Here is a 20,704-nt window from a genome sequence, read left to right on the forward strand (position 1 = left end):
TTATGGTCAATCTTAGCTTTAATTTACTGCTGTTTGCTTTTTTTGCTTATTTAATAGCAACGGTATTTTTTGCGTTCTCCCTTCGAAAACGGAAAAAAGAAACCGAATCAAGCAAAACAGCATCAAAAGAAAGCAGGCGAGGGTTCGTGTTTGCCTCTTTAGGCTTGCTTCTAGCTTTAGGCTATTTTATAACGCGCTGGTATGTAGCAGGCCATCCGCCTGTCAGCAATATGTTTGAGTATATGACTTTTCTCGGAATTGCAATGAGCTTGGCTTTTGTCATCCTTTATTTTATTTATCCGAGCAAGGCAGATGTGATTGGCTTTTTTGCGATGCCGACTGTAATGTTGTTGATTGTTTACGCGTCAACATTTGAAACGGCGATTTCTCCACTTGTGCCGTCATTGCAAATGCCGCTCATGCTAAAGCTTCACATTATAACAACTTCGATTGGACAAGGGTTATTAGCGATCGGCTTTGCTGCAGGGCTTGCTTATTTGATCCGCACAATCGACTTGACGACGAAAAGTTGGAAGCCACGAGCACTGGAAGTCATCATGTACAGTATTCTTTGTTTTCTTGCCTATTCGAGCCTTTCCCATGGGTTTGCAGCAGCAGGATATGAAGTCGAATTTCAATATGTTAACGAAGAAGGCGTCGTTTCAGAACAGCCGATGGTGTACAATTTGCCAGCGATTGTCGGGCCTAATGAATGGGAACTATTAACGGAGGGCGCGATGGAGCCATGGGTTTCAGTACCAGGCAATATCGAAGCGAGTGATTTGAATACATTGCTTTGGTCATTTGTTGCTGGTTTGGTGCTTTATTGGCTGCTGCGGTTGATTTTGCGCAAACGGCTCACAAAGGCAATCCAGCCGCTTTTGAAAAATATTAGCCCGCAAACAACGGATGAGTTAAGCCACCGCGCGATTGCAATTGGTTTTCCTGTTTTTGCTTTAGGCGGACTTGTGTTTGCGATGATTTGGGCGCAAATTGCGTGGTCACGTTTTTGGGGATGGGACCCGAAAGAAGTGTGGGCGCTTATTACGTTTTTATTTTATGCTGTTTATCTCCACTTACGCTTAAACAAAGGCTGGCATGGCGAAAAATCGGCGTGGTTATGCGTTATCGGTTTTGCGATTATTATGTTTAACCTTGTATTTGTCAATTTGGTCATAGCGGGCCTTCATTCTTACGCTTAATTTTGGCGGAATTGTTACAGCCGGTGCTGGAACAATTCCGCATTTTTAGTCGTACGAATGGCAACTAAAATTTCTTCCGTGGTACACTACTAAGGAGAGCAGTATCGATAAGGAGGTTTCCCAAATGGAATACAAGCCAACATTGCTTGTTGTTGATGATGAAGAGCGGATTCGCCGCCTATTGCGAATGTATTTAGAAAGGGAAGAGTACCAAATTGAAGAAGCAAGCAATGGCGAGGAGGCACTTGAACTCGCCCTTGCCAAAGAATATGACTTGATTTTGCTTGATGTGATGATGCCTGGGATGGATGGCGTCGAGATGTGCCAAGAGCTCCGTAAGAAAAAAGCGACGCCTGTAATGATGTTGACGGCCAAGGGAGAAGAAGCAAACCGTGTGCAAGGGTTTGAAGTAGGAGCCGACGATTACATTGTCAAACCGTTCAGCCCCCGGGAAGTGGTGCTCCGTGTGAAAGCTTTGTTGCGCCGTGCATCTGCTACTAAGTTTTTGCAAACTGACACACAGACAAAAGATGTGCTCGTGTTTGGGCCACTCACGATTGACAATGATGCCCATCGAGTGACTGTTGACAAGACGGAAATTAGTTTGACGCCAAAAGAATATGAACTGCTCTTTTATTTGGCGCAATCACCAGATAAAGTGTTTTCTCGTGAACAGCTATTAAAGGATGTTTGGAACTATGAGTTTTTTGGCGACTTGCGAACAGTCGATACACATGTCAAACGGTTACGCGAAAAATTGAATCGCGTTTCTCCAGAAGTAGCAGCCATTATTTCAACCGTTTGGGGGGTTGGATACAAGTTTGAGGCGACGCGTGGGTGATGCTGTGGCAAAGTGTAGTCGGGAAATTATGGTTTACCATCCTTTTGCTTGTCACAGCTGTATTGACAATTCTAATGGTCCTGCTGCTTCGCTTTACAGAAGGAAATGCGATTGAGGAAGCTGAAAGCCGCTTAAACAGCTACGCAAATATGGCAAAAACGATGTATGAAACCCATACGGATGAAACAAGCACATATGATTACTTGCAATCGTTAAGCAATGAATTCCAAATTAATATCACCATTATTAAAAATGGCGCAAAAGCGTGGAGTGCCCAAGGCAACCGTTCAGGCGAGATCAATGTTGCGACATTGCTGGAAGAGTGGTCGGTAGAAGGACTTGAAAAAGGCGAGCGGATTGTAACAGAGGCCAATTATCCTGCCAGTGGACAGGAGCAAGACCCGATTGAAATGATCGTTGTCGGTGTGCCGTTATCAGAAGATTATTTAACGAGCAGCGGCATCATTTTATACCAACCACTGTCTGCCGTCGAGGAAGCAGCTGCAGAAACGCGACGGATTATCTATTTGTCAGCAGGCATTGCGTTAGTGTTGACGACTGTTTTTGCGTTTTTTTTGTCAAGTCGGATCACGGCACCGCTGCGAAAAATGCGGCAAGCGGCATTGGAAGTGGCACAAGGGCAGTTTCATACGAAAGTGCCGATCCTTACACAAGATGAGATTGGCCAGCTAGCGATTGCCTTTAACCGGATGCGCCGAGAGCTCAATCGCAACATTTCCGAGTTGAATCAAGAAAAAGAACAGCTTTCCCATATTCTCGCCTCAATGGCTGACGGCGTGATTACACTAGACCGACAAGGCAGAATCTTATTGACCAACCCCCAAGCAGAGGAAGTGTTAGCGCTGCTCTTCTATGAAGAGGGGCAAAAGCCAATAACGGGTGAACGGAAAACATTGCCAGTATCGTTAACACCTTTGTTTGAACAAGTCGTTTCAGCGGAGAAAGAAGAGCTGCAAGAACTGTCCGTTCAAGGGCGAAGTATGGCTGTGTTGATGGCGCCTCTCTATGCTGAAGAGCATGTCCGTGGTGCTGTAGCTGTTGTCCGTGATGTAACGGAAGAGCGCCGGCATGACAAATTGCGCAAAGATTTTATTGCCAACGTGTCGCATGAGCTCAGGACGCCAATCTCAATGTTGCAAGGCTATAGCGAAGCCATGGTTGACGGGGTAACATCAAGTGATGAGGAACGAAAAGAAGTCGCGCAAATCATTTACGATGAATCGCTACGTATGGGCAGGCTCGTCAATGAGCTTCTCGATTTGGCACGTATGGAAGCAGGCTATATTGACTTGAATCTGGAAGAAGTGGATCTCGATTCTTATTTAGAACGGATTACCCGCAAGTTTGCAAGCTTTGCCCGCGAATATGACGTAACAGTCGAATTGGCCAAGCCAGGAAGAGGACAGATTGCTGTATTTGACCCTGACCGGATTGAGCAAGTTTTAACCAATTTAATTCATAATGCGATCAGGCATACAAACCCTGGTGGACTGATTACCGTTGTACATGAACAAGAAGAAGAACGTGACACATTTGCTGTAGTTGATACAGGGAGGGGCATTCCTGAAGAAGACCTTCCTTATGTGTTTGAACGTTTTTATAAAGCGGACAAAGCGCGGACAAGGCAGCATGGCGGAACAGGGCTGGGCCTTGCTATTGCGAAACATATTATTGACGCACACCAAGGGAAAATTACTGTCCATAGCCGCTTAGGAGAAGGGACAACATTTCATTTTACGTTGCCTAAACAGCAAGGCGATAAAGGGAAATGAGACATTCTGTGATTAAACAGAGGCAAGCAATGGTATTGCTCAAGTGGATGTGGGCAATGCAGACGGATGCAGCGTTTGTCGGAATCGACAAGGCGCTGCATTTGCCGTTAGGAAGAAAAATGGCAGGAGGAACGCTACCTTGTTACCGCAGCGCACATTGCAACGATTCTTAAAAACGCATAAAATCGCCGTTTACGCTGGAGCGATAGCGATCACTCTGTTTGTAGTGATTGCTGCTGTTCGCTTTGGCAGCGTCGGCCTTTCATTCCCAACGGTTTTCTTCGTCCTTGTCCAAGAAGGGCTGAACATCCCTCTTGGACAAGAATTAGATCCAGGGCATGTACAAATTATTTTACACATTCGCCTTCCTCGAGTGCTGTTGGCGCTTTTCGTTGGCGCCTGTTTAGCTGTAGCTGGTGCTGCTTTTCAAGGGCTGTTGCGGAATCCACTTGCAGATCCTTATACGTTAGGCGTTTCCTCTGGAGCTGCGCTTGGGGCAGTCGCCGTGCTATTCTTTCAATTGGCCTTTTTCGGAGCGTGGACATTGCCGCTTGTCGCAATGGGATGTGGCTTTTTGACGTTAGTGGCTGTCTTGTATTTCACAAAGATCCTTTCCCCATCTTTGCAAAATGAAACCGTTGTGCTTGCAGGGATCATTGCCAGTGCTTTTCTAGGGGCAGGCCTTTCGCTAATGATAGCCATGTCGCAAGATGAACTACGGCAAGTCATCAATTGGTTGATGGGCAGCGTTGCAATGAGAGGTTGGGCCCATATTGGCTTGTTGCTGCCGTTTTTTGTGGGTGGGTTCACATTGTTGTTTTTTTGTAGGAATGAGTTGAATGCTTTTATGTATGGAGAAGAAACGGCGCAGCATTTAGGCGTTTATGTGGTACAGAAAAAATACATCATCCTTATTGCCGCGACGATTTTAACAGGAAGTGCCGTTGCCGTCTCGGGTACAATTGGCTTCGTTGGTCTTGTTGTCCCCCATATGTGCCGAACGCTTTTTGGAAGCGACTATTCACACTTGCTGCCCCTGGCAGCCATCGTTGGCGGCAGTTTTTTAGTAGTATGCGACATGGCAGCCCGTGTCGTCGTTTCTCCTGCAGAACTGCCAATTGGCGTTGTAACCGCGCTCATTGGTGCCCCAACCTTTGCGTGGATGCTATATAGAAGCCAGCGAGCGAAAAGGAGGGACCAGGCGACATGATTGCGGCAAATAACCTTTCCGTTAACCGGGGGGGGCGTCTAATCCTCGATCAAGTAAGTTTCCAAGCAAAGAAAGGGCGAATGCTTGGCATACTTGGAGCAAACGGCAGTGGCAAAACGACGTTGTTAAAAACGGTGACAGGTTTTTATCCTTATCAGGCAGGTTCAATTGAAATTGACGGAAAGCCACTAGCTACACTAAAGCCAAAAGAGCGGGCGCAGCGGATGGCTGTGCTATCCCAAGATGAGCATGTTTCCTTTGACGTGCCTGTCTATGAAGCCGTCGCCCTTGGCCGCTACGCCCATCAACAAGGCTTGTTTGCTGTTAAAGGAAAAACAGACGACGACATCATTCGGAAAGCGATGGAGGAGACAGGTATAAGCGACATGGCTGAACGGTCGTTGTTAAGTTTGAGCGGCGGCGAAAAACAACGTGTCTGGCTCGCTCGGGCGCTAGCGCAACAGCCTGACAGCTTGCTACTTGATGAACCGACAAACCATTTGGACTTGGCTCGCCAAGTTGCGCTCATGGAGCATTTAACAAAACTGCTGGCATCACGGCAATTGACGGTTGTGTGCATTCTACACGACATTAATCTGGCAAGTTTGTATTGTGATGATGTGTTGTTACTGAAAAACGGAAAAGTGATATGCCAAGGTGAAACGCAATCGATCTTGACACGGGGTGCTCTTGAAAATATTTACGGAACAGCTTTTCATGAATGGAAAGAGCCTGTAAAAGGAAGGAAACAATTTTCGGTGGTCACACGCGTCTAAAGCGTGGTGTCAAGTGAGCAAACGTCCGCAAATCGAAGACGTCCAAAATAGGCCTTAAGGAGAAGGTAGAATGAAGATTTATACGAAAAGGGGAGATCGGGGCGAGACGAGCATTGTCGGAGCCCGCTTGCAAAAAACAGATGCACGCGTTGAAGCAATTGGTGCAGTTGATGAATTGAACAGTTCACTTGGCTTTGCGATATACAGCTGTAAAAAGCACGGCCTTAGCCAACTAACAGAGGAACTGATTGTGTTATCACACCAATTATTTGATGCAGGGGCCGATTTGGCCCAAGCGAAAGAGGCGGAATGGAAGATCACGAGCGCCCATACCGATGCGTTGGAGCGTTGCATTGACGCCCATACGGCTAAGTTGCCGCCACTGTCCGGGTTTATTCTTCCAGGAGGGTCTGAACCTGCTTGCGCATTGCATCGTTGCCGTACAGACGCCCGCAAAGCAGAACGTAAAATCAATAGCGTCGCTAATGTGTCCCAAGCGTTGTTGCCTTTTTTTAACCGCTTGTCGGACTGCTTTTTTACAATGGCGCGTAGTGCTAATCACGAGTTAGCCGAACAAGATGTCCTCTATGTTGGCGAGCAACGCCTGCAAAGGGAGGAATAAAACCGGAAATGAAGCCATATGGATAGTACTGACGAATGTTTAAAAGAGCGATAAGAAGGCGCTATTTGCCGGCTTAGTGGCTCTTTTTTAGCGACTTGAAGGAGGCCAATATGGTTGGTTTTATCGATTTTGTAAGGCGGATCGGGATTGTGCTTGTGCTGGGGCTAGCCATTAGTTTGCTTTTTTTTAGCTTGAAAAGTCCTGTCACAGACGAAGTCATAATGGAGCGAAACATCGAGCGGCAAAAGCAATAACTTGCCAGTTCATTGCTTTTAGCTGAAAGAAGCGTACATAGTTAAAAAGCCGTTGGCAACCCTAAAGGGAGCAACGGTTTTTTAGGAGGGAAACATGTGCCGCTTCTTTTAGAATATGGTTGGGTTTTGCTTGTTTTAATTGCTCTAGAAGGGATTTTAGCTGCTGACAACGCAGTGGTGCTGGCAATGATTGTTCGCCATTTGCCAGAAAACGAAAGAAAAAAAGCTTTATTTTATGGGCTTGCAGGTGCTTTCTTATTTCGCATCATTTCTTTGTTCTTTATTTCTTTGCTTGTCGACGTTTGGCAAATTCAAGCAATAGGCGCTATTTACTTGTTGTATTTGTCGATTCACTATTTGTATCGAAAATGGGTCAAGAAGAAAACAAAGAGTGCAAAGGCGATGAAAGCGCCTGTAGGATTTTGGAAAACAGTCGTAAAAGTCGAGCTTGCCGATTTTGCATTTGCGGTCGATTCCATTTTAGCGGCCGTCGCCCTTGCCGTCACATTGCCAGCGACAAATTGGCCAAACATTGGCCAACTGGACGGAGCACAATTTGCTGTTGTCCTAAGTGGTGGGATCATCGGCATTGTGATTATGCGGTTTGCAGCAGGCAAATTTATTAAATTGCTTGAATGGCGGCCAAGCCTTGAAACAGCCGCTTATTTAATCGTTGGCTGGGTTGGCGTAAAACTTCTTGTTTATACACTTGCCCATCCTGATTTGCACATTTTACCAGAGCATTTCCCAGAATCTTCGTTATGGAAAACGATCTTTTGGACCGTATTTGCTGGAATTGTCCTTATCGCTTGGTTCAAGTCGTCTAAGGATTTGAAAAAGGCTTCTCTACAACCTTAAAGATTGTCGACCAACTTTGTTGTTGTGTTGGAGCTGGCGGTGCACGCTTTCGAAAACGCTGTTCTAGCACCCGGTTGGCATTGGCTTGACGGACAAGTAAAAAAGCAGCCACTCCTTGAAAAGAGGGCTGCTTTGTCATTTAAGTTGATACGCGTACTTCTGCTGTTTTTTGCATTGGTTCCCTTTGTTCAAGAATGTTAAGGGCGAGCGAGTTCAGCAGGTGAATAGGCTTGCTATAATGTGGTTGGAAGAAGAAATCAGCAAACGCTAAATCAGTCACCGTCATCTGCTGTTGGATGCAAACCGATACGGTATTCATTAGGTGTGTCTGATCGGTCTTGCTCATAACTTGGGCACCGACAATACGAAGCGATTCCTGTTCGAAAACAAGCTTTATGCGAACTTCCTCAGCAGAAGGCATGAATGTCGGGCGTTCATGGTCGGTGAATGTAAACGAACGGACATCAAGGCCATAGATCGCTGCTGCTTCTTCCGTTAAACCAGTAGAGGCAATGTTTAGGTCGTACAATTTTAGTCCAGATGTTCCTTGTGTTCCTTTATAGGCAAAGGTCGGGCGCTTAATATTGTACGCCACAAGCGTGCCCATTTTGGTTGCATTGGTGGCAAGAGGAATGTACGCCATGTGGTTGGCAGAGTTGTGAAATACTGCACAATTGTCTCCAGCAGCAAAAATGTTAGGATCGCTCGTTTGCATATATTCATTCACAAGTAGAGCGCCATTTTCAAGTGTGTCGACTTTATCTTTAATGAGATCTGTTAGTGGCTTAAAGCCGACGCAAAGCAAGACAAGGTCTGCTTCGTGTGTCTGTTTGCTTGTTTGTACAGCTTGGACGCCCCCTGCCGAGTTTCCGATAAATGACTCGACTTTTTCGCCTAGCGCAAGCGTCACATGATGTTCACGTAATGTAGTTTCAATCTTATCAGTAAATTCATGGTCGAGGTATTTGTTTAAAATACGGTTGGCACCTTCGATAAGGGTTACGTCCTTGCCGTTTGTTGCAAATGCCTCCACGAGTTCAATGCCAATGTAGCCCGCACCAATGACAGCTATTTTTTGGGCGTTCGTTGCTTTTTTAATAATTTGCTGTGCTTGGTAATAGTTTTTGCAAAGCTGAATGTTCTTTAAGCCGACACCAGGAATAGACGGTATGACTGGAGCGGACCCTGTCGTAAATACGAGTTTGTCATACTTGTCCGTAAATTGTTCACCTGTTTGAAGGTTACGAACACGAATTTTTTTATTTTCATTATCAACGTTAATCACGTCGTGAAGGACGTGCATGCTTGCGCCAAGAGCAGCCAATTCTTGTGGAGATGAATAAAACAAGTCTTCAGCATGCTCGACGACACCGCCGACGTGCAAGGCAATTCCGCAAGACAAAAAGGAGACTGTGTCGTTTCGTTCATAGACGGTTATGTCAGCGTCAGGATGGAGCCGGAGCAAATTTTTAACGGCAGTCGTACCCGCGTGGGTACAACCAATCACAATTATTTTCATTGTTGTAGCCTCCTGTATAAGAATGTGAGTAATTTCACAAGAGTGGTCTTTATTTGTGAACCATTGAGCAAAATCCTCAAGTTGATCATATCATATTGTGAACTGGTGAGCAAATGTTTTTTGAAGCTGACATGCTGGTTTGTTTTTAGAATCGCTATGGAAGTAGGGGAAGTAGAAGAAAACGAATGCCACCTCGTTGAAAAACGAGGTGGCCAGGCAAGTGATCGTTCATTTATGCTATCGGCGAATCCTGCCTAGTAGCAAAAGCTGTCTATGTTTTTCAAGACTTATAAATCAATGACGTTAGCAATAGCGATTTCGTCAAACGTTAACAAACCGTCGATCACAGTTTGATCGACATGTTTATCGACTTGGACAATCATAATCGCTTCGCCGCCGGCTGATTTCCGGCCTACTTGCATCGTTGCGATATTGACGTCATGCTTAGCGAGAAGTTGGCCCATTTTGCCGATAACGCCAGGACGATCAAAATGTTGAATGTATAAAATATGCCCTTCTGCGACGACGTCGACTGAAAAACCGTTGATTGATACAATCCGTGGACCGTATTCATGGATGTAAGTCGCCTTCATTTCAAACTGTCTGCCTTCGCCGTGGACAACCGCTTGGATGAGGTTAGAGTAGCCGAATGTTTTCGTCACATGCTTTTCGCCAAAGGAAATGCCACGTTCTTTGGCAATAAGGGATGCGTTGACATCATTGACAGCCGCATCAACGCGTGGTTGAAGAAAACCGGAAATAAGGCTTCTCGTTAGCACGCTCGTATTTTGTTCGGCCGTTGTGCCGCTGTAGAACACTTCAATTTCTTGGACAGGGATACGCATCAATTGTGATAATACGGAGCCCATTGTCCTAGCAAGGTCGTAATAGGGCTTGATTTTTTCGTAAACGTCTTTTGGCATAGCTGGCAAATTAATCGAGTTTAATGCCGGCTCACCGTTTAAAAATTGTAGCACTTCCTGAGAAACTTGGGCAGCCACGTTTAGCTGCGCTTCTTTCGTAGAAGCAGCAATGTGAGGCGTTGCCACTACGCTAGGATGGCCAATCAATTCTTTGTCTGTCGCTGGTTCTTCTGTAAACACATCCAAAGCAGCCCCGGCAACATGGCCGTTGTTTAAGTAGTGTTTTAATGCCTGTTCATCAATAATGCCACCACGGGCGCAATTGATTAAAAACACTCCTGGCTTTGTTTTCGCGATTGTTTCCATATTCAAAAGCCCTTTTGTGTCTTTCGTTAATGGCGTATGCACAGTAATGATATCAGCAACTGATAAGACATGGTCCAACTCGCCTTGGGCAATCCCAAGTTTTTCTGCTCGTTCAGCCGTTAAAAATGGATCATACACAAGCACGCCCATTTCAAACGCTTTGGCCCGTTTGGCTAATTGCGTACCAATACGGCCAAAGCCAACAATGCCGAGTGTTTTTCCCCGAAGTTCAGTCCCTTGGTACGCTTTGCGGTCCCATTTTCCTGATTTGACACTAGCGTTAGCTTGTGGAATGTTGCGCAACAGGGCGCACATCATCGCAAATGTGTGCTCCGCCGTTGAAATCGTGTTGCCGTCAGGTGCGTTAATGACGACAACGCCATGTTTGGTTGCCGCTTGTATGTCTACATTGTCAACACCGACGCCGGCACGAGCAACGATTTTCAAGCGCGGCATACGGCTGAGGAGCTCCTCGGTGACTGTAGTGGCACTGCGGATTAACAGGGCGTCGTATTGCTCCAATGGCCCAGCGTTGTCGACGCTTGCTTGTGTAACCTCGACATGGTCAGCCTCAAGCAAAGGCAATAGGCCTTCTTCGCTCATGGTATCGGCTACGAGAATATGAAATTGGGCTGTTTTTGGCTCTGCAACTTGGTTCATTGTACTCCACTCCTTTTATGGTTCTTCCTACATAAATGAAAAACGCCCCCCACAGCGGCAGAATTTTGCTGTGAGGGGCGAATGTTCGCGGTACCACCCTCGTTGTTTGCACAAGATGTGCATCTTTACTGGTAACGGCAGAAGCCGGCACACGTCTACTGTTTTTCGACGTGACAACTTAGAAGGGCTATCCAAACAGGCTGTCACTGGTTTGCAGCTCCCACCAGCTCTCTGAATCGGCCTTGCTTTTCATGTCTTCATCATCGTTTTTAGCAATTTGATTTGTTAGATAATTTATCATGGCAACGCAGAAAAGTCAATCGTCATAACCAAAAAAGTTCGGTTTTTCTTGTAATCGCTAATCCCCGTTTGTTATAAAAAAGAAAAATACCGAAAAAAGACAGATAACTTTAATCAAAAGCGAATCTTTTATTCGTATTTAGTCGGATCGCCGTTAAAAGGCTTGTCGGAAATTTTAATCGAGTCTGTTGGGCAGCCATCTTTTGCATCGATTGCATCGTCAACGAGCAAGTCGGGAAGTGGCTTATTTCCAGTATTATGATCAAGGAAAGCGTAAGCTAGCCCTTCTTCATTGTAATCATACACATCTGGGGCAACGAGCCCACAGGCGCCGCAAGCAATGCATGTATCTAGTTCGACAATCGTATAACAGTTTTTCATGGCAGAACCCCTTAAGCCTAAACTGATTCAATTGTAGCGCGCAACAAGCAAAACTGCAATTGACAAACAAGGACAAAAACAAGGCTGTTTTGATACAATGAGGAAAACCAAGGCACGATTGAAAGAGGGAAAAATCGTGAAAGAACAGCTTTTTATGCTTGCCTGCCATCGTTTTCAAGGCGAACGCTCTTTATTCGGGGCGTATCATTTATTAAAAGGCAAGCGTTCCGCCCAAACGATACAAGATGGCGCTTTGTTCAACGCTCTTCCTTTGTTTGGTCTTTTGCCCCAATTGTCCTATACCGAAGCGGAACAAGTCGTGAACGCGTTGCTTGAAAATGGGAAAGTCCGCGAAACAGACGGGGCGCATCAGCTGACTGAGAAAGGCGAGATCCAGTTGGATGCCTGGCTACATGACCATTCTTACGTGCACCATATAAACAATGGGTTGTTCCAACAAACGGATGTGCTTTTTTGGAACCGCCTCGCTCTACTTGTGCAGTCATTAAATGCATTAGCAACGGGGACTTCTTTTATTCCTGTCGTCGGTGATTTAGATGTACAACGATTCGTCAAAAGCGCACTCCCAAAACCGGCCGAACGGCATCGATACAGGATGAAGGTATATAAAGAATGTGCCGCTTTTTTAAGAAAGCGCGACCGGCTGCAAGCTGAACTATTTGTTCTCCAGCTTTCAAGGCAAAGGCGGATCGGGGAGACGAGGCAACAGCTTGCCTTGCGCTATCGTCTTTCCTTAATGGAAGTTGAACTACGCCATAAAAGCAACCTCCATGCACTGATGGCTGAGATTAGTGAAAATCCGCACGATTACGAAGTGCTTTTACATTTGCTTCCAACAATACAAAGCCGGACAAGCACTGCATCGGCACGAAAAACTGCCTCTTTATTGTCGAGAGTTGATTCCGTGCAAGAGCTCGCGCATATACGCGGCTTAAAGCCGGCGACGATTGAAGATCATCTTGTCGAAATTGCTTTGTTTGACCGCTCTTTCCCGATAGACCGCTATGTGAGCGAAGAAACGCAAAAGAACATTTTACGCGTCAGCCGCGAACTCCGTACATTAAAGTTAAAAACGATTCGAACAGCGCTTAACAATGAAGTCACGTATTTTGACATTCGGCTTACGCTGGCGAGGAAAGGATTCATACAATGTTAGAACGCCATTTGCAGGCTTTGTTTGGTTTTACTTCATTTAGGCAAGGGCAAAAAGAAATCATTGAAGCGCTCATAAATGGGGCAGACGTGTTGGCTATGCTCCCGACAGGACGGGGCAAGTCCCTTTGTTACCAGCTGCCTGCTTTTCTTGCCAACGGGGTTACGATTGTCGTTTCACCGCTGCTCGCATTGATGGAAGACCAAGTCCAGCAGTTGAAATCAATCGGGCTGAAACAAACGGCCGCTCTCAACAGCTTTACGGAAAAGGCAGAACGGAGACGTTTGCTCCGCAATCTTGCAAGAGTGAAACTGTTGTACACGTCGCCAGAAATGTTGCAATCACGAGAACTGCTCGCTGCTTTGGCAAAGGTCAAAGTCGCTTATATTGTCGTCGATGAAGCCCATTGCGTGTCTTATTGGGGGCATGACTTTCGCGCTGATTATTTGCGGATCTGCGACATTAAACAGGCGCTCGGTTCACCGCCTTGTTTAGCGATTACAGCCACAGCAACGAAAGAAGTCCGCGCTGATATTAAAAAGCAGCTTGATTTACGGACACCGTTTGAACATATTGAGAGTGTCAACCGCTCCAATATTGTGCTACTAGCTGAGGAGGCTGCTGACCAAGCACAAAAACAGCAGCGCCTTGTGGAAATGGTCGCTACTTATCAAGCACCAGGAATTATTTATGTTCAGAGCAGAGCCCAGGCAGAAGCATGCAGCGCTTATCTTGCTCAGGAAGTGAAGCATGTTCGGACGAGCTTTTATCATGGCGGCATGGAAAACGCTGACCGCTTGCTTGTCCAACAACAATTTATGAATGGCCAACTGGATGTGATTTGTGCGACGAACGCATTTGGGATGGGGCTTAACAAAACAGATGTGCGTTATGTCATCCATTTGCATTACCCACTTGACATCGCCTCCTACATCCAAGAAATTGGTCGCGCTGGGCGCGATGGGGCTTTAAGCTTTGCTTTGCTTCTAACTGCTCGAGAAGATCGTGTACAAGCGAAAAATTTACTTAAAAAAAACGATTTTACTGCCGATGAATGGGTATGGGCACTTTCACAGTTAAAAGTAGGAGAGCCGCTTGATTTTCCATCATTTGAGAACCGGCTTTTAGCCATGCAATCCGATCAAGCACGGACGGTTGGCTATTTGTTAGAAAAATGGGGTGTAATCAAGGGAGGGCTTGTCCAATCCTTTTCAATGGCAAAACTAACAAGTTTGCTCCACCGCCATTTTAAAGAGCAAATCGCCGCCAAACAGAACCGGCTGTTACCGGTGTTTCACTATGGTCGTGATGACCAAACTTGCCGGCGCCAACAACTACTTTCTTATTTCGACGAGGTTCCAGCCCCCCATAATCCGTGCTGTGATGTGTGTGGCCTTACCCTTGACTCGTTTAAACGGACGCCTGTTAACGTAAATGAAGCGCCGTTTTTGTGGGAAGAAGAGCTTAAAGCCGTTTTTGCAGTGGCGGAGGGAAAATGATGAAAGCAAACCGCCGCGCCACCACTCAGCTGGATAAAAAAGATTTCTACATCAGCCTATACGGTTCGCAATTGCTGCTTTTGGTCATTGGCATCGCGTTAAGCTTTTTCTATACAGGCGGACCAGTTGGCATTTGGCACAGCCTTGAATTTCAGTGGGCTACGGGAATAGGGAACGGAAGTTTGTTTGCTGTTGCCGCTCTGCTTCTAAATTGGCTGCTTGTCGTGTTGCTGCCAAAAGGCTGGCTTGATGATGGGGGATTGAATGAGCGTGTTTTTACCGGCATGGGCCCTGTCCATATTGTCTGTTTTTGCTTGTTGGTGGCCTTCTGCGAGGAATGGCTATTCAGAGCGGTTTTGCAACAGCTCGTTGGGCTGCCGCTGGCGAGTCTGCTGTTTGCGATTGTCCATTTTCGCTATGTAACAAAGCCTGTGCTGTTTGCTTACGTACTCGTTATAAGCATAGGGCTTGGCTGGACGTTTGAGGTGACAGGGAACTTTGCGACTGTAGTATGTGCGCATTTTTTCATTAACGCTGTTCTTGCCTTTGTTTTAAATGCTAAGAACAGAAAGTAGGAGGGGATGCCAATGAGCGAACAGCCGATTGATTTAGAAAACCAAGGAGAACCTGAAACGCTGCCTCCCCGTTCAAAAGTACGGCACCATAAAAAGAAACATAAAGACAAGAAAAAAGCAGTGGTCTCTCCCATTGCCCATATGCTCGCTGTTCTTTTCTTTTTGCTTGTTTTCACAAGCTTAGCAGTCTCGTTCTATTTGTTCTAAAAGGACAGCCTTTCCCATAGATTACGTATGGGAGGGGTCAGGCGATGGGAGGACAACTGGCACTAGAGATGATTACGAAAGAGTTGATTAAACGTAAAGCAGAGTGGGACCGCTTGGAGAAACAACACTTGTTTTGCGGGTGGGCTGCACTCATTAGTGGGTGCACATTTGTAATTCTTTTGAATGAACCTCAAACTGGGCGCACGGTCTTTCCCAAAGCGTTGCTGGCTTCGCCATTGTCAACAACTTTACTCGTCGTGCTCTTTTTGTCTCTTATTGGACTTGTTTATTTATCAAAGAAAGCGGCAAAAAAAGAAAAGGAATTTGAGGCGCTGCGCAACGAGTTTATCGAGCGCAGCGAAGAGTTTTGGCCAGCTGAGCGTAGCGCAGCCGAGAAAGAAGCCTATTTAAAAGAAATGCAAACGCGCTACTCCATCAACTTGTTTTATTTCGAATGAGATATAGATAAACAGATAAGCTAAAAAAAAACAGCCTGCTTAGCAAGCTGTTTTCGTTTGTAACAAACATACATTCATAGATGTCGGTCGTCTACCTCGTTCATCTGCTTTAAAACCGCTATGCAAAGGCCTCTGCACACTTGCCTGCACATCTCGTTTATTAGTCTGTTTCACTTTCCTTTTTATTGGCCTGGAAGCGGATAAAGGCAAGGTGTTCACGCAATAACTGTGCCTCTTTGTGCGTAAGTTCGTTGTCATAAAAGAAAGAGCCATTTTTCTCTTTGGAACGCCCTAGCAGATAATCGGTTGAAACACCGAAGACATCTGCAAGGCGGCGTAATGTATCGGTGTCAGGGGTGCGGTTGCCATTTTCATAACCTGATATGGACACTTTTGTTACATTGATCAGCTCGCCTAGCTGTTCCTGGGTAAGCTGTCGTTCTTTCCTTAATGTTTTTAGCCGCTCTGGAACAATTGTCATATGCACAACCCTTTCTGCTCGGTCTACCTGTATTATATGTTAACAAATCGCTAACGTAAATTCGGTTAACTAAATAGAAACAATTGTATTTACAGAAGAAACTGGGAAGGATATACTGTAGTTAACTTTTAGTTAATCAAATGAGGTGATCGTATTGCAGCGGGAAACATTGAAAAAAGTTCGATTGGAGCACCAAATGACGTTAGAGGCAGTAGCAAAAAAAATTAACGTGAGTACCCCATTCTATTGGCAAATAGAAAATGGGAAAAGAGGGCTTTCTTATGAACTTGCTTACCGAATTGCGGCTGTTTTTTCCTTAAAGCCCGATGATCTCTTTTTTGACGATGTGTTAACTAATGATTTACAAAATGGAAAAGAAACAAAAAATGATAAAAGCCAGTCTAACAAATAAAAAAGACGGATTCCTTTTTATATGGGGACATGTGTCCGTTATAAAAAATAGTAAGTCTTTCAAGCGCCAACTTTGGCGTTTTTTTATTCAATCGAAAACAATCAATTGCAAAGAAAATAAACATAGTAAGCAGGAACAAGACCATTTTTTAGCCAATGAAGACAACAGTAATATCAGGCTAGAGACTGAGTGCAAGACCATTCTAAAGGGTATCGCGCTTTTTGGGACGGATTGTTAAAATAAATGCGTAGGTGGCAATGATTTTCAAAAGGAATTAAGATGGTGATGAGTTCCTAAACGTCCAAATGCAAGTCGTTCATTCGATTCTATCGAACATATTGTTGGTTTTCCGGGTTTGTAAGGGTGACCGTTTATTAGCACAAAAGTTTGTATGTGAGGTGAAAGGAGACAGATAAAATAAAAAGGCATTTAATCGGTTATCGATAGTCAATAAGTCAGCGAAGGGATAAACAGCTACTGGCAAGCTGGCAACACGGGGCAAAAGGAGGAGAGGCCGTCGATGGCGTCTATTGAACCAATTGTTATAGCAGAGCGAATGGATGATATGGTGTATGATGTCAAAAAGAAACTTCGGCCCACTTATGCCGGTATAGCCTTTTAAGACAGACTTAAAGAGCGAAAAAACTGGCAAACGACACAATGTATTTGCAGATATCATAGTATTAGTGTACTATTTGAATAGAACACTAGAACAAGATTGATTCGCCTTTGATTGAAAAGGAAATGGGCTTAATTCTAAAATTTTTATAAAAAGAAATGGGATCTTTCTTCTTTTATTGGCAAGAAGCTTTATACTTTACTAGTGTTCTATTGAGAAAGTAAGCTCCATTTCAGAAAAGGAAAGAGGAATAACATGAATATTGGGATCTTTACCGACACCTATTTTCCGCAAATTAGCGGGGTGGCTTCGTCTATTGCAACACTTGAAAAAGAATTGAGCGCCCGGGGTCATCGCGTTTACATTTTTACCTCAACGGATAAAGCGGCAGATCCAGAACAGGAGGAGGGGAAGGTTTTTCGGTTTTCAAGCCTTGCTGTTGGATTTGTGCCCGAACGACGCTTAGCTTACGCTGGGATACGCAGAGCGACAAAACTGATGAAGGAACTAAACATCGAAATCGTCCATACCCACACAGAATTTACAATGGGATGCTTAGGAAAGCATCTTGCACATAAATGTAAGCTTCCTCACATTCATACATACCACACGATGTATGAAGACTATGTTCATTACATTGCACGAGGAAAGCTGTTGTCTCCGAAAATGGTTGGCCGTTTAACAAAATGGTTTTGCCGCGGTGCTGATGCTGTCATTGCACCTACGGAAAAAGTGAAGACCTATTTGCGCCGTTATAAAGTGAGCGAACCAATTTATGTCATCCCGACAGGCGTCTCAGTGAAGCAGTTTAAACGTTCTGAAGCAAGCTTGGTGGATGTGTTGGCGTTAAGGAAAAAACTTGCGATCAATGAAAGTGACAAAGTCATTATTAGCATTGGCCGGATGGCAGAAGAAAAAAACATGGAGGCGCTCTTGTACGCAATCAAATCATTGGAGAGCGAATTGGATCATGTGAAAACGGTGATGGTTGGAGACGGGCCTGTCCGAAAGTCTCTTGAAGCGCTGGCTGTATCCCTTGGAATTAGCGAGCATGTCCGCTTTACTGGTGCTGTTGAGTGGAACCAGATCCACCATTACTACCATTTAGGTGATTTGTTCGTAAGTGCGTCGACGACTGAAGCGCAAGGCCTTACCTATATTGAAGCAATGGCTTCAGGCTGCATTGTAGTGGCCAAGTCTGATCCAAGTATTAAACGGATTGTCTTAGACGGCACAACTGGTTTTGTATTTAAAGAAGATGAGGATCTTGGACCACTTTTGCGCCGTTTGCTGCACTCATCCCATTTATCGAAAGTGCGCAAAGCTGCCAAGAAACAAATTCAGCCATTAACCGCAGAAGCGTTTGGCGCCAAAGTAGAACAAACTTATTTTGAGCTCGCCAAAAACAAAAAAATCGAAAACAGTTCGCCTAAACTTAGGCAAGCAATCCTTTATCGAAAAGAGCAGTCATTATGATTAAACTCGAAATGTTATCGTCTGCAGAAAAAGTAAAAGGGCAGGGGGTCGCCTCTGCCTACCGGGAACTAGTCAACGTTCTGGAGCGAAAAGCACAACATAAATACGATCTTCAATTGAATACATTTCAAGCTGCGGATATTACTCATTACCACACTATTGACTTAAAGTTTTACCTTGCGTCATTCTCGCGGAAAAGAGGCATAAACGTAGGCTACGTTCATTTTTTACCTGAAACGGTTGACGATAGCTTGCAGTTGCCACGCTTCTTTCGACGTGTGTTTTACAAATACATTCTCGCCTTTTATAAGCGGATGGACCGACTTGTTGTCGTAAACCCTTCCTTTATCGACAAGTTGGCTCAGTATGGAATTGAGCGTGACCGGGTATCCTACATTCCAAACTTTGTGTCTAAAGAAGGGTTTTCTGAAGGGACGGAGGAAGAGAGAATCGCGTTTAGACAGCGGTTCAATATTCCGGAGCAGGCGTTTGTCGTGTTAGGTGCAGGGCAAATCCAACACCGAAAAGGCGTATTGGATTTTCTGGATGTCGCCAAACGCCTTAAACATATACATTTCGTTTGGGCAGGCGGTTTTTCGTTTGGGCAGTTAACTGCTGGATATGCCGAGTTGAAAAAACTAGTGGAAAACCCGCCGGAAAATGTCCATTTTACAGGAATCCTTGAACGCCATGAGATGAAGCATTGCTACAATGCAGCGGATTTGCTTTTTTCGCCGTCTTATCATGAGTTGTTCCCGATGACAATTTTAGAGGCAATGAGCTGTAATAAGCCGTTGCTACTTAGAGATTTGCCTTTATATGAAAACATATTATTTGATTTTTATGAGCGGGCTGGAACGAACGAAGCGTTTGCGGCGACGATAGCACGTTTGGAGGCCGACCGCAGTTTTTATGAGCAGACGGTCGAACGAGCTAAAAAAGGGGCAAGCTTCTACTCAGAAGAACGTTTGCTTAACGAGTGGGACGCCTTTTATTCAAGCCTCCTCAAAATAAGGGAGCCAGTGCATGAATAAGAAACAAATATTTTTACAACTAGCGCTAGTCATTTTGCTCGGCGCCCTGTGCGTGTTTTTCCTGGCGCGGAATGTTAGCTTGGAGGCAGCTATTGAAGGCATTCGCCAAGCCCACTTAACTTGGCTTGCTCTTGCGGCGGTTATTCTGTTGTTGTCATGGCTCTTGGAAGCAGCTGTTCTAAAAGTGATGGTCGGAAAAAGAGCAAAGCTGGGGTTATTCGACAGCTTTTATTCCACAATGATAGGCCAAATGTTTAATCAAATTACACCAATGGCAGCAGGGGGGCAACCTGCACAGCTTTACGTATTAGTGAAAAAAGGTGTGCCTGGTGGAAGTGCCACGTCGATTTTGTTAATGAAATTTCTCGTCTTCCAAGTCGTGCTTGTGTTAAGCTTTTCCGGAATTTTAATCGTAGGCTATGGAGCGTTGGCGCAAGCAATGCCACAGTTGAAACTGCTCATGCTGATTGGTTATGGAGTCCATGTTGTTGTGATTGTGGCGATGTTGCTCGTCGTGTTTTACCGGAAGCTGGCGGAAAAACTTGCCTACGGGATTCTCTACCCTGTTCGCTTTTTTAGCAAGCGTAAGGCAGTTGAATGGAAAATCAAATTAGGCGGGGCGTTAGTCGATTTTCATGAAAAAAGCAGGCAACTTGTGCGGAGCAAGCGTGCTCTCTTGGTTACATCTTTATTAACTACTGCACAACTATTGCTGTTTTTCAGCGTGCCTTATTTTATTTTTCAGGCACTTGGTGCGCCGAATATCACCCTTTTAATTGGCACAGTGTTCCATGCGTTTGTGGTCATGTTTGCAACAGTTGTGCCGACCCCTGGCGGCAGTGGTGCGGCTGAGATGACGTTTAGCGGGCTGTTCCAGTCTTTTGTATCGCCAGCAACATTGTTAATTGCACTCGTGTTTTGGCGGATCCTTACGTCATACAGCTCAATCTTAGTTGGCTTTGTGCTCATATTAGGGGAGAGTCGCAAAAAAATTAGGCGAGTTAAGGAGAAGGCTGTGGAAGGGGTATCAATAAGGAGGCGGCAGAGGTCGTAACAGGAAAATGATAAGCGCTTGTTGGATAGCCTTTCAAAACCGCCTCCCGTTATGCTATACTGGAGATGTA

22 protein-coding genes are annotated in these 20,704 nt (G+C 45.2%); 18 read left to right on the forward strand and 4 right to left on the reverse strand.

Translation table 11 applies throughout. The features are described 5' to 3' along the window. Nucleotides 1-2 precede the first annotated feature (2 nt). From ccsB to BUC05_RS02700, 9 genes are all read left to right on the forward strand, one after another. The gene (gene ccsB / locus BUC05_RS02670; RefSeq protein ID WP_011246677.1) at nt 3-1,202 is read left to right on the forward strand and encodes a c-type cytochrome biogenesis protein CcsB; all 1,200 of its coding nucleotides are present in this window, start codon (nt 3-5) and stop codon (nt 1,200-1,202) included. Between the two features lie 124 nt (nt 1,203-1,326). Further along, a complete protein-coding gene (locus BUC05_RS02675; RefSeq protein ID WP_011246678.1) occupies nt 1,327-2,043 on the forward strand; it encodes a response regulator transcription factor in 717 nt (238 codons plus the stop codon). Further along, entirely contained in the window at nt 2,043-3,836 is a 1,794-nt protein-coding gene (locus BUC05_RS02680; protein WP_035204258.1) for an ATP-binding protein, read from the forward strand. Before BUC05_RS02675 ends, BUC05_RS02680 begins: the two co-directional genes overlap by 1 nt. After that, nucleotides 3,833-4,009 (forward strand): hypothetical protein, encoded by a 177-nt coding sequence (locus BUC05_RS21395; RefSeq protein WP_156323103.1) that lies wholly within the window; start codon nt 3,833-3,835, stop codon nt 4,007-4,009. Before BUC05_RS02680 ends, BUC05_RS21395 begins: the two co-directional genes overlap by 4 nt. Further along, nucleotides 3,976-5,046, forward strand: a complete 1,071-nt coding sequence (locus BUC05_RS02685) for a FecCD family ABC transporter permease (protein ID WP_011246680.1) — start codon at nt 3,976-3,978, stop codon at nt 5,044-5,046. The genes BUC05_RS21395 and BUC05_RS02685 overlap by 34 nt, the downstream gene beginning before the upstream one ends. Then, nucleotides 5,043-5,822, forward strand: a complete 780-nt coding sequence (locus tag BUC05_RS02690) for an ABC transporter ATP-binding protein (protein ID WP_011246681.1) — start codon at nt 5,043-5,045, stop codon at nt 5,820-5,822. The genes BUC05_RS02685 and BUC05_RS02690 overlap by 4 nt, the downstream gene beginning before the upstream one ends. Nucleotides 5,823-5,892: 70 nt before the next feature. Continuing rightward, nucleotides 5,893-6,444, forward strand: a complete 552-nt coding sequence (locus BUC05_RS02695; protein ID WP_011246682.1) for a cob(I)yrinic acid a,c-diamide adenosyltransferase — start codon at nt 5,893-5,895, stop codon at nt 6,442-6,444. A gap of 110 nt (nt 6,445-6,554) precedes the next feature. Next, nucleotides 6,555-6,698, forward strand: a complete 144-nt coding sequence (locus BUC05_RS21400) for a hypothetical protein (RefSeq protein WP_011246683.1) — start codon at nt 6,555-6,557, stop codon at nt 6,696-6,698. 96 nt (nt 6,699-6,794) lie between these two features. Next, on the forward strand, nt 6,795-7,556 hold the full coding sequence (locus BUC05_RS02700; protein WP_011246684.1) for a TerC family protein: 762 nt from the start codon (nt 6,795-6,797) through the stop codon (nt 7,554-7,556). Between the two features lie 139 nt (nt 7,557-7,695). On the opposite strand, the gene BUC05_RS02705 is transcribed toward BUC05_RS02700, so the two are convergent. The 3 genes from BUC05_RS02705 to BUC05_RS02715 form a co-directional block, all read right to left on the reverse strand. Beyond that, nucleotides 7,696-9,075 (reverse strand): FAD-dependent oxidoreductase, encoded by a 1,380-nt coding sequence (locus BUC05_RS02705; protein WP_011246685.1) that lies wholly within the window; start codon nt 9,073-9,075, stop codon nt 7,696-7,698. Nucleotides 9,076-9,362: 287 nt separating this feature from the next. Continuing rightward, entirely contained in the window at nt 9,363-10,964 is a 1,602-nt protein-coding gene (gene serA, locus BUC05_RS02710) for a phosphoglycerate dehydrogenase (protein ID WP_011246686.1), read from the reverse strand. A 429-nt stretch (nt 10,965-11,393) separates the two neighbouring features. Then, nucleotides 11,394-11,645 carry a ferredoxin gene (locus tag BUC05_RS02715; protein WP_011246687.1) on the reverse strand — a complete coding sequence of 84 codons (252 nt, stop codon included), beginning with the start codon at nt 11,643-11,645 and terminating at the stop codon, nt 11,394-11,396. A gap of 136 nt (nt 11,646-11,781) precedes the next feature. Here BUC05_RS02715 and BUC05_RS02720 point away from each other — a divergent pair, with 136 nt between their 5' ends. From BUC05_RS02720 to BUC05_RS02740, 5 genes are read left to right on the forward strand one after another with little or no spacing between them, the layout of a single operon-like run. Beyond that, on the forward strand, nt 11,782-12,822 hold the full coding sequence (locus BUC05_RS02720) for a YpbB family protein (RefSeq protein ID WP_035204088.1): 1,041 nt from the start codon (nt 11,782-11,784) through the stop codon (nt 12,820-12,822). Continuing rightward, entirely contained in the window at nt 12,816-14,318 is a 1,503-nt protein-coding gene (locus BUC05_RS02725; RefSeq protein ID WP_011246689.1) for a RecQ family ATP-dependent DNA helicase, read from the forward strand. Before BUC05_RS02720 ends, BUC05_RS02725 begins: the two co-directional genes overlap by 7 nt. After that, on the forward strand, nt 14,318-14,893 hold the full coding sequence (locus BUC05_RS02730) for a CPBP family intramembrane glutamic endopeptidase (RefSeq protein WP_011246690.1): 576 nt from the start codon (nt 14,318-14,320) through the stop codon (nt 14,891-14,893). Before BUC05_RS02725 ends, BUC05_RS02730 begins: the two co-directional genes overlap by 1 nt. A 12-nt stretch (nt 14,894-14,905) precedes the next feature. Then, nucleotides 14,906-15,100, forward strand: coding sequence for a hypothetical protein (locus BUC05_RS02735; protein ID WP_011246691.1), 195 nt, complete (start codon nt 14,906-14,908; stop codon nt 15,098-15,100). A 44-nt stretch (nt 15,101-15,144) separates the two neighbouring features. After that, on the forward strand, nt 15,145-15,558 hold the full coding sequence (locus BUC05_RS02740) for a YpbF family protein (protein ID WP_011246692.1): 414 nt from the start codon (nt 15,145-15,147) through the stop codon (nt 15,556-15,558). A gap of 160 nt (nt 15,559-15,718) precedes the next feature. Here the strand turns inward: BUC05_RS02740 and BUC05_RS02745 are convergent, their stop codons facing one another. Then, nucleotides 15,719-16,039 (reverse strand): helix-turn-helix domain-containing protein, encoded by a 321-nt coding sequence (locus tag BUC05_RS02745; RefSeq protein WP_011246693.1) that lies wholly within the window; start codon nt 16,037-16,039, stop codon nt 15,719-15,721. Nucleotides 16,040-16,184: 145 nt separating this feature from the next. On the opposite strand from BUC05_RS02745, the gene BUC05_RS02750 reads away from it, so the two are divergent. From BUC05_RS02750 to BUC05_RS02770, 4 genes are all read left to right on the forward strand, one after another. Next, entirely contained in the window at nt 16,185-16,451 is a 267-nt protein-coding gene (locus BUC05_RS02750) for a helix-turn-helix transcriptional regulator (RefSeq protein ID WP_011246694.1), read from the forward strand. A gap of 874 nt (nt 16,452-17,325) precedes the next feature. After that, complete coding sequence (locus BUC05_RS02760; protein WP_011246695.1) at nt 17,326-18,546, forward strand: glycosyltransferase family 4 protein; 1,221 nt, start codon at nt 17,326-17,328, stop codon at nt 18,544-18,546. Further along, nucleotides 18,543-19,580, forward strand: coding sequence for a glycosyltransferase family 4 protein (locus tag BUC05_RS02765; protein ID WP_011246696.1), 1,038 nt, complete (start codon nt 18,543-18,545; stop codon nt 19,578-19,580). Before BUC05_RS02760 ends, BUC05_RS02765 begins: the two co-directional genes overlap by 4 nt. Next, nucleotides 19,573-20,634 carry a lysylphosphatidylglycerol synthase transmembrane domain-containing protein gene (locus tag BUC05_RS02770; RefSeq protein WP_011246697.1) on the forward strand — a complete coding sequence of 354 codons (1,062 nt, stop codon included), beginning with the start codon at nt 19,573-19,575 and terminating at the stop codon, nt 20,632-20,634. The genes BUC05_RS02765 and BUC05_RS02770 overlap by 8 nt, the downstream gene beginning before the upstream one ends. Nucleotides 20,635-20,704 lie beyond the last annotated feature (70 nt).

Source organism: Shouchella rhizosphaerae (assembly GCF_900142675.1).
In the GTDB taxonomy this organism is placed as follows: domain Bacteria; phylum Bacillota; class Bacilli; order Bacillales; family Bacillaceae_D; genus Shouchella; species Shouchella rhizosphaerae.

Bases quoted from the DNA above. Each gene is read 5' to 3' on its own strand.
- ccsB (WP_011246677.1), top strand. From the start codon at position 3: ATGGTCAATCTTAGCTTTAATTTACTGCTGTTTGCTTTTTTTGCTTAT.
- BUC05_RS02680 (WP_035204258.1), top strand. From the start codon at position 2,043: ATGCTGTGGCAAAGTGTAGTCGGGAAATTATGGTTTACCATCCTTTTG.
- BUC05_RS21395 (WP_156323103.1), top strand. From the start codon at position 3,833: ATGAGACATTCTGTGATTAAACAGAGGCAAGCAATGGTATTGCTCAAG.
- BUC05_RS02705 (WP_011246685.1), bottom strand. From the start codon at position 9,075: ATGAAAATAATTGTGATTGGTTGTACCCACGCGGGTACGACTGCCGTT.
- BUC05_RS02740 (WP_011246692.1), top strand. From the start codon at position 15,145: ATGGGAGGACAACTGGCACTAGAGATGATTACGAAAGAGTTGATTAAA.
- BUC05_RS02760 (WP_011246695.1), top strand. From the start codon at position 17,326: ATGAATATTGGGATCTTTACCGACACCTATTTTCCGCAAATTAGCGGG.
- BUC05_RS02735 (WP_011246691.1), top strand. From the start codon at position 14,906: ATGAGCGAACAGCCGATTGATTTAGAAAACCAAGGAGAACCTGAAACG.
- serA (WP_011246686.1), bottom strand. From the start codon at position 10,964: ATGAACCAAGTTGCAGAGCCAAAAACAGCCCAATTTCATATTCTCGTA.
- BUC05_RS02770 (WP_011246697.1), top strand. From the start codon at position 19,573: ATGAATAAGAAACAAATATTTTTACAACTAGCGCTAGTCATTTTGCTC.
- BUC05_RS02695 (WP_011246682.1), top strand. From the start codon at position 5,893: ATGAAGATTTATACGAAAAGGGGAGATCGGGGCGAGACGAGCATTGTC.
- BUC05_RS02715 (WP_011246687.1), bottom strand. From the start codon at position 11,645: ATGAAAAACTGTTATACGATTGTCGAACTAGATACATGCATTGCTTGC.
- BUC05_RS02675 (WP_011246678.1), top strand. From the start codon at position 1,327: ATGGAATACAAGCCAACATTGCTTGTTGTTGATGATGAAGAGCGGATT.
- BUC05_RS02725 (WP_011246689.1), top strand. From the start codon at position 12,816: ATGTTAGAACGCCATTTGCAGGCTTTGTTTGGTTTTACTTCATTTAGG.
- BUC05_RS02730 (WP_011246690.1), top strand. From the start codon at position 14,318: ATGAAAGCAAACCGCCGCGCCACCACTCAGCTGGATAAAAAAGATTTC.
- BUC05_RS02745 (WP_011246693.1), bottom strand. From the start codon at position 16,039: ATGACAATTGTTCCAGAGCGGCTAAAAACATTAAGGAAAGAACGACAG.
- BUC05_RS21400 (WP_011246683.1), top strand. From the start codon at position 6,555: ATGGTTGGTTTTATCGATTTTGTAAGGCGGATCGGGATTGTGCTTGTG.
- BUC05_RS02765 (WP_011246696.1), top strand. From the start codon at position 18,543: ATGATTAAACTCGAAATGTTATCGTCTGCAGAAAAAGTAAAAGGGCAG.
- BUC05_RS02690 (WP_011246681.1), top strand. From the start codon at position 5,043: ATGATTGCGGCAAATAACCTTTCCGTTAACCGGGGGGGGCGTCTAATC.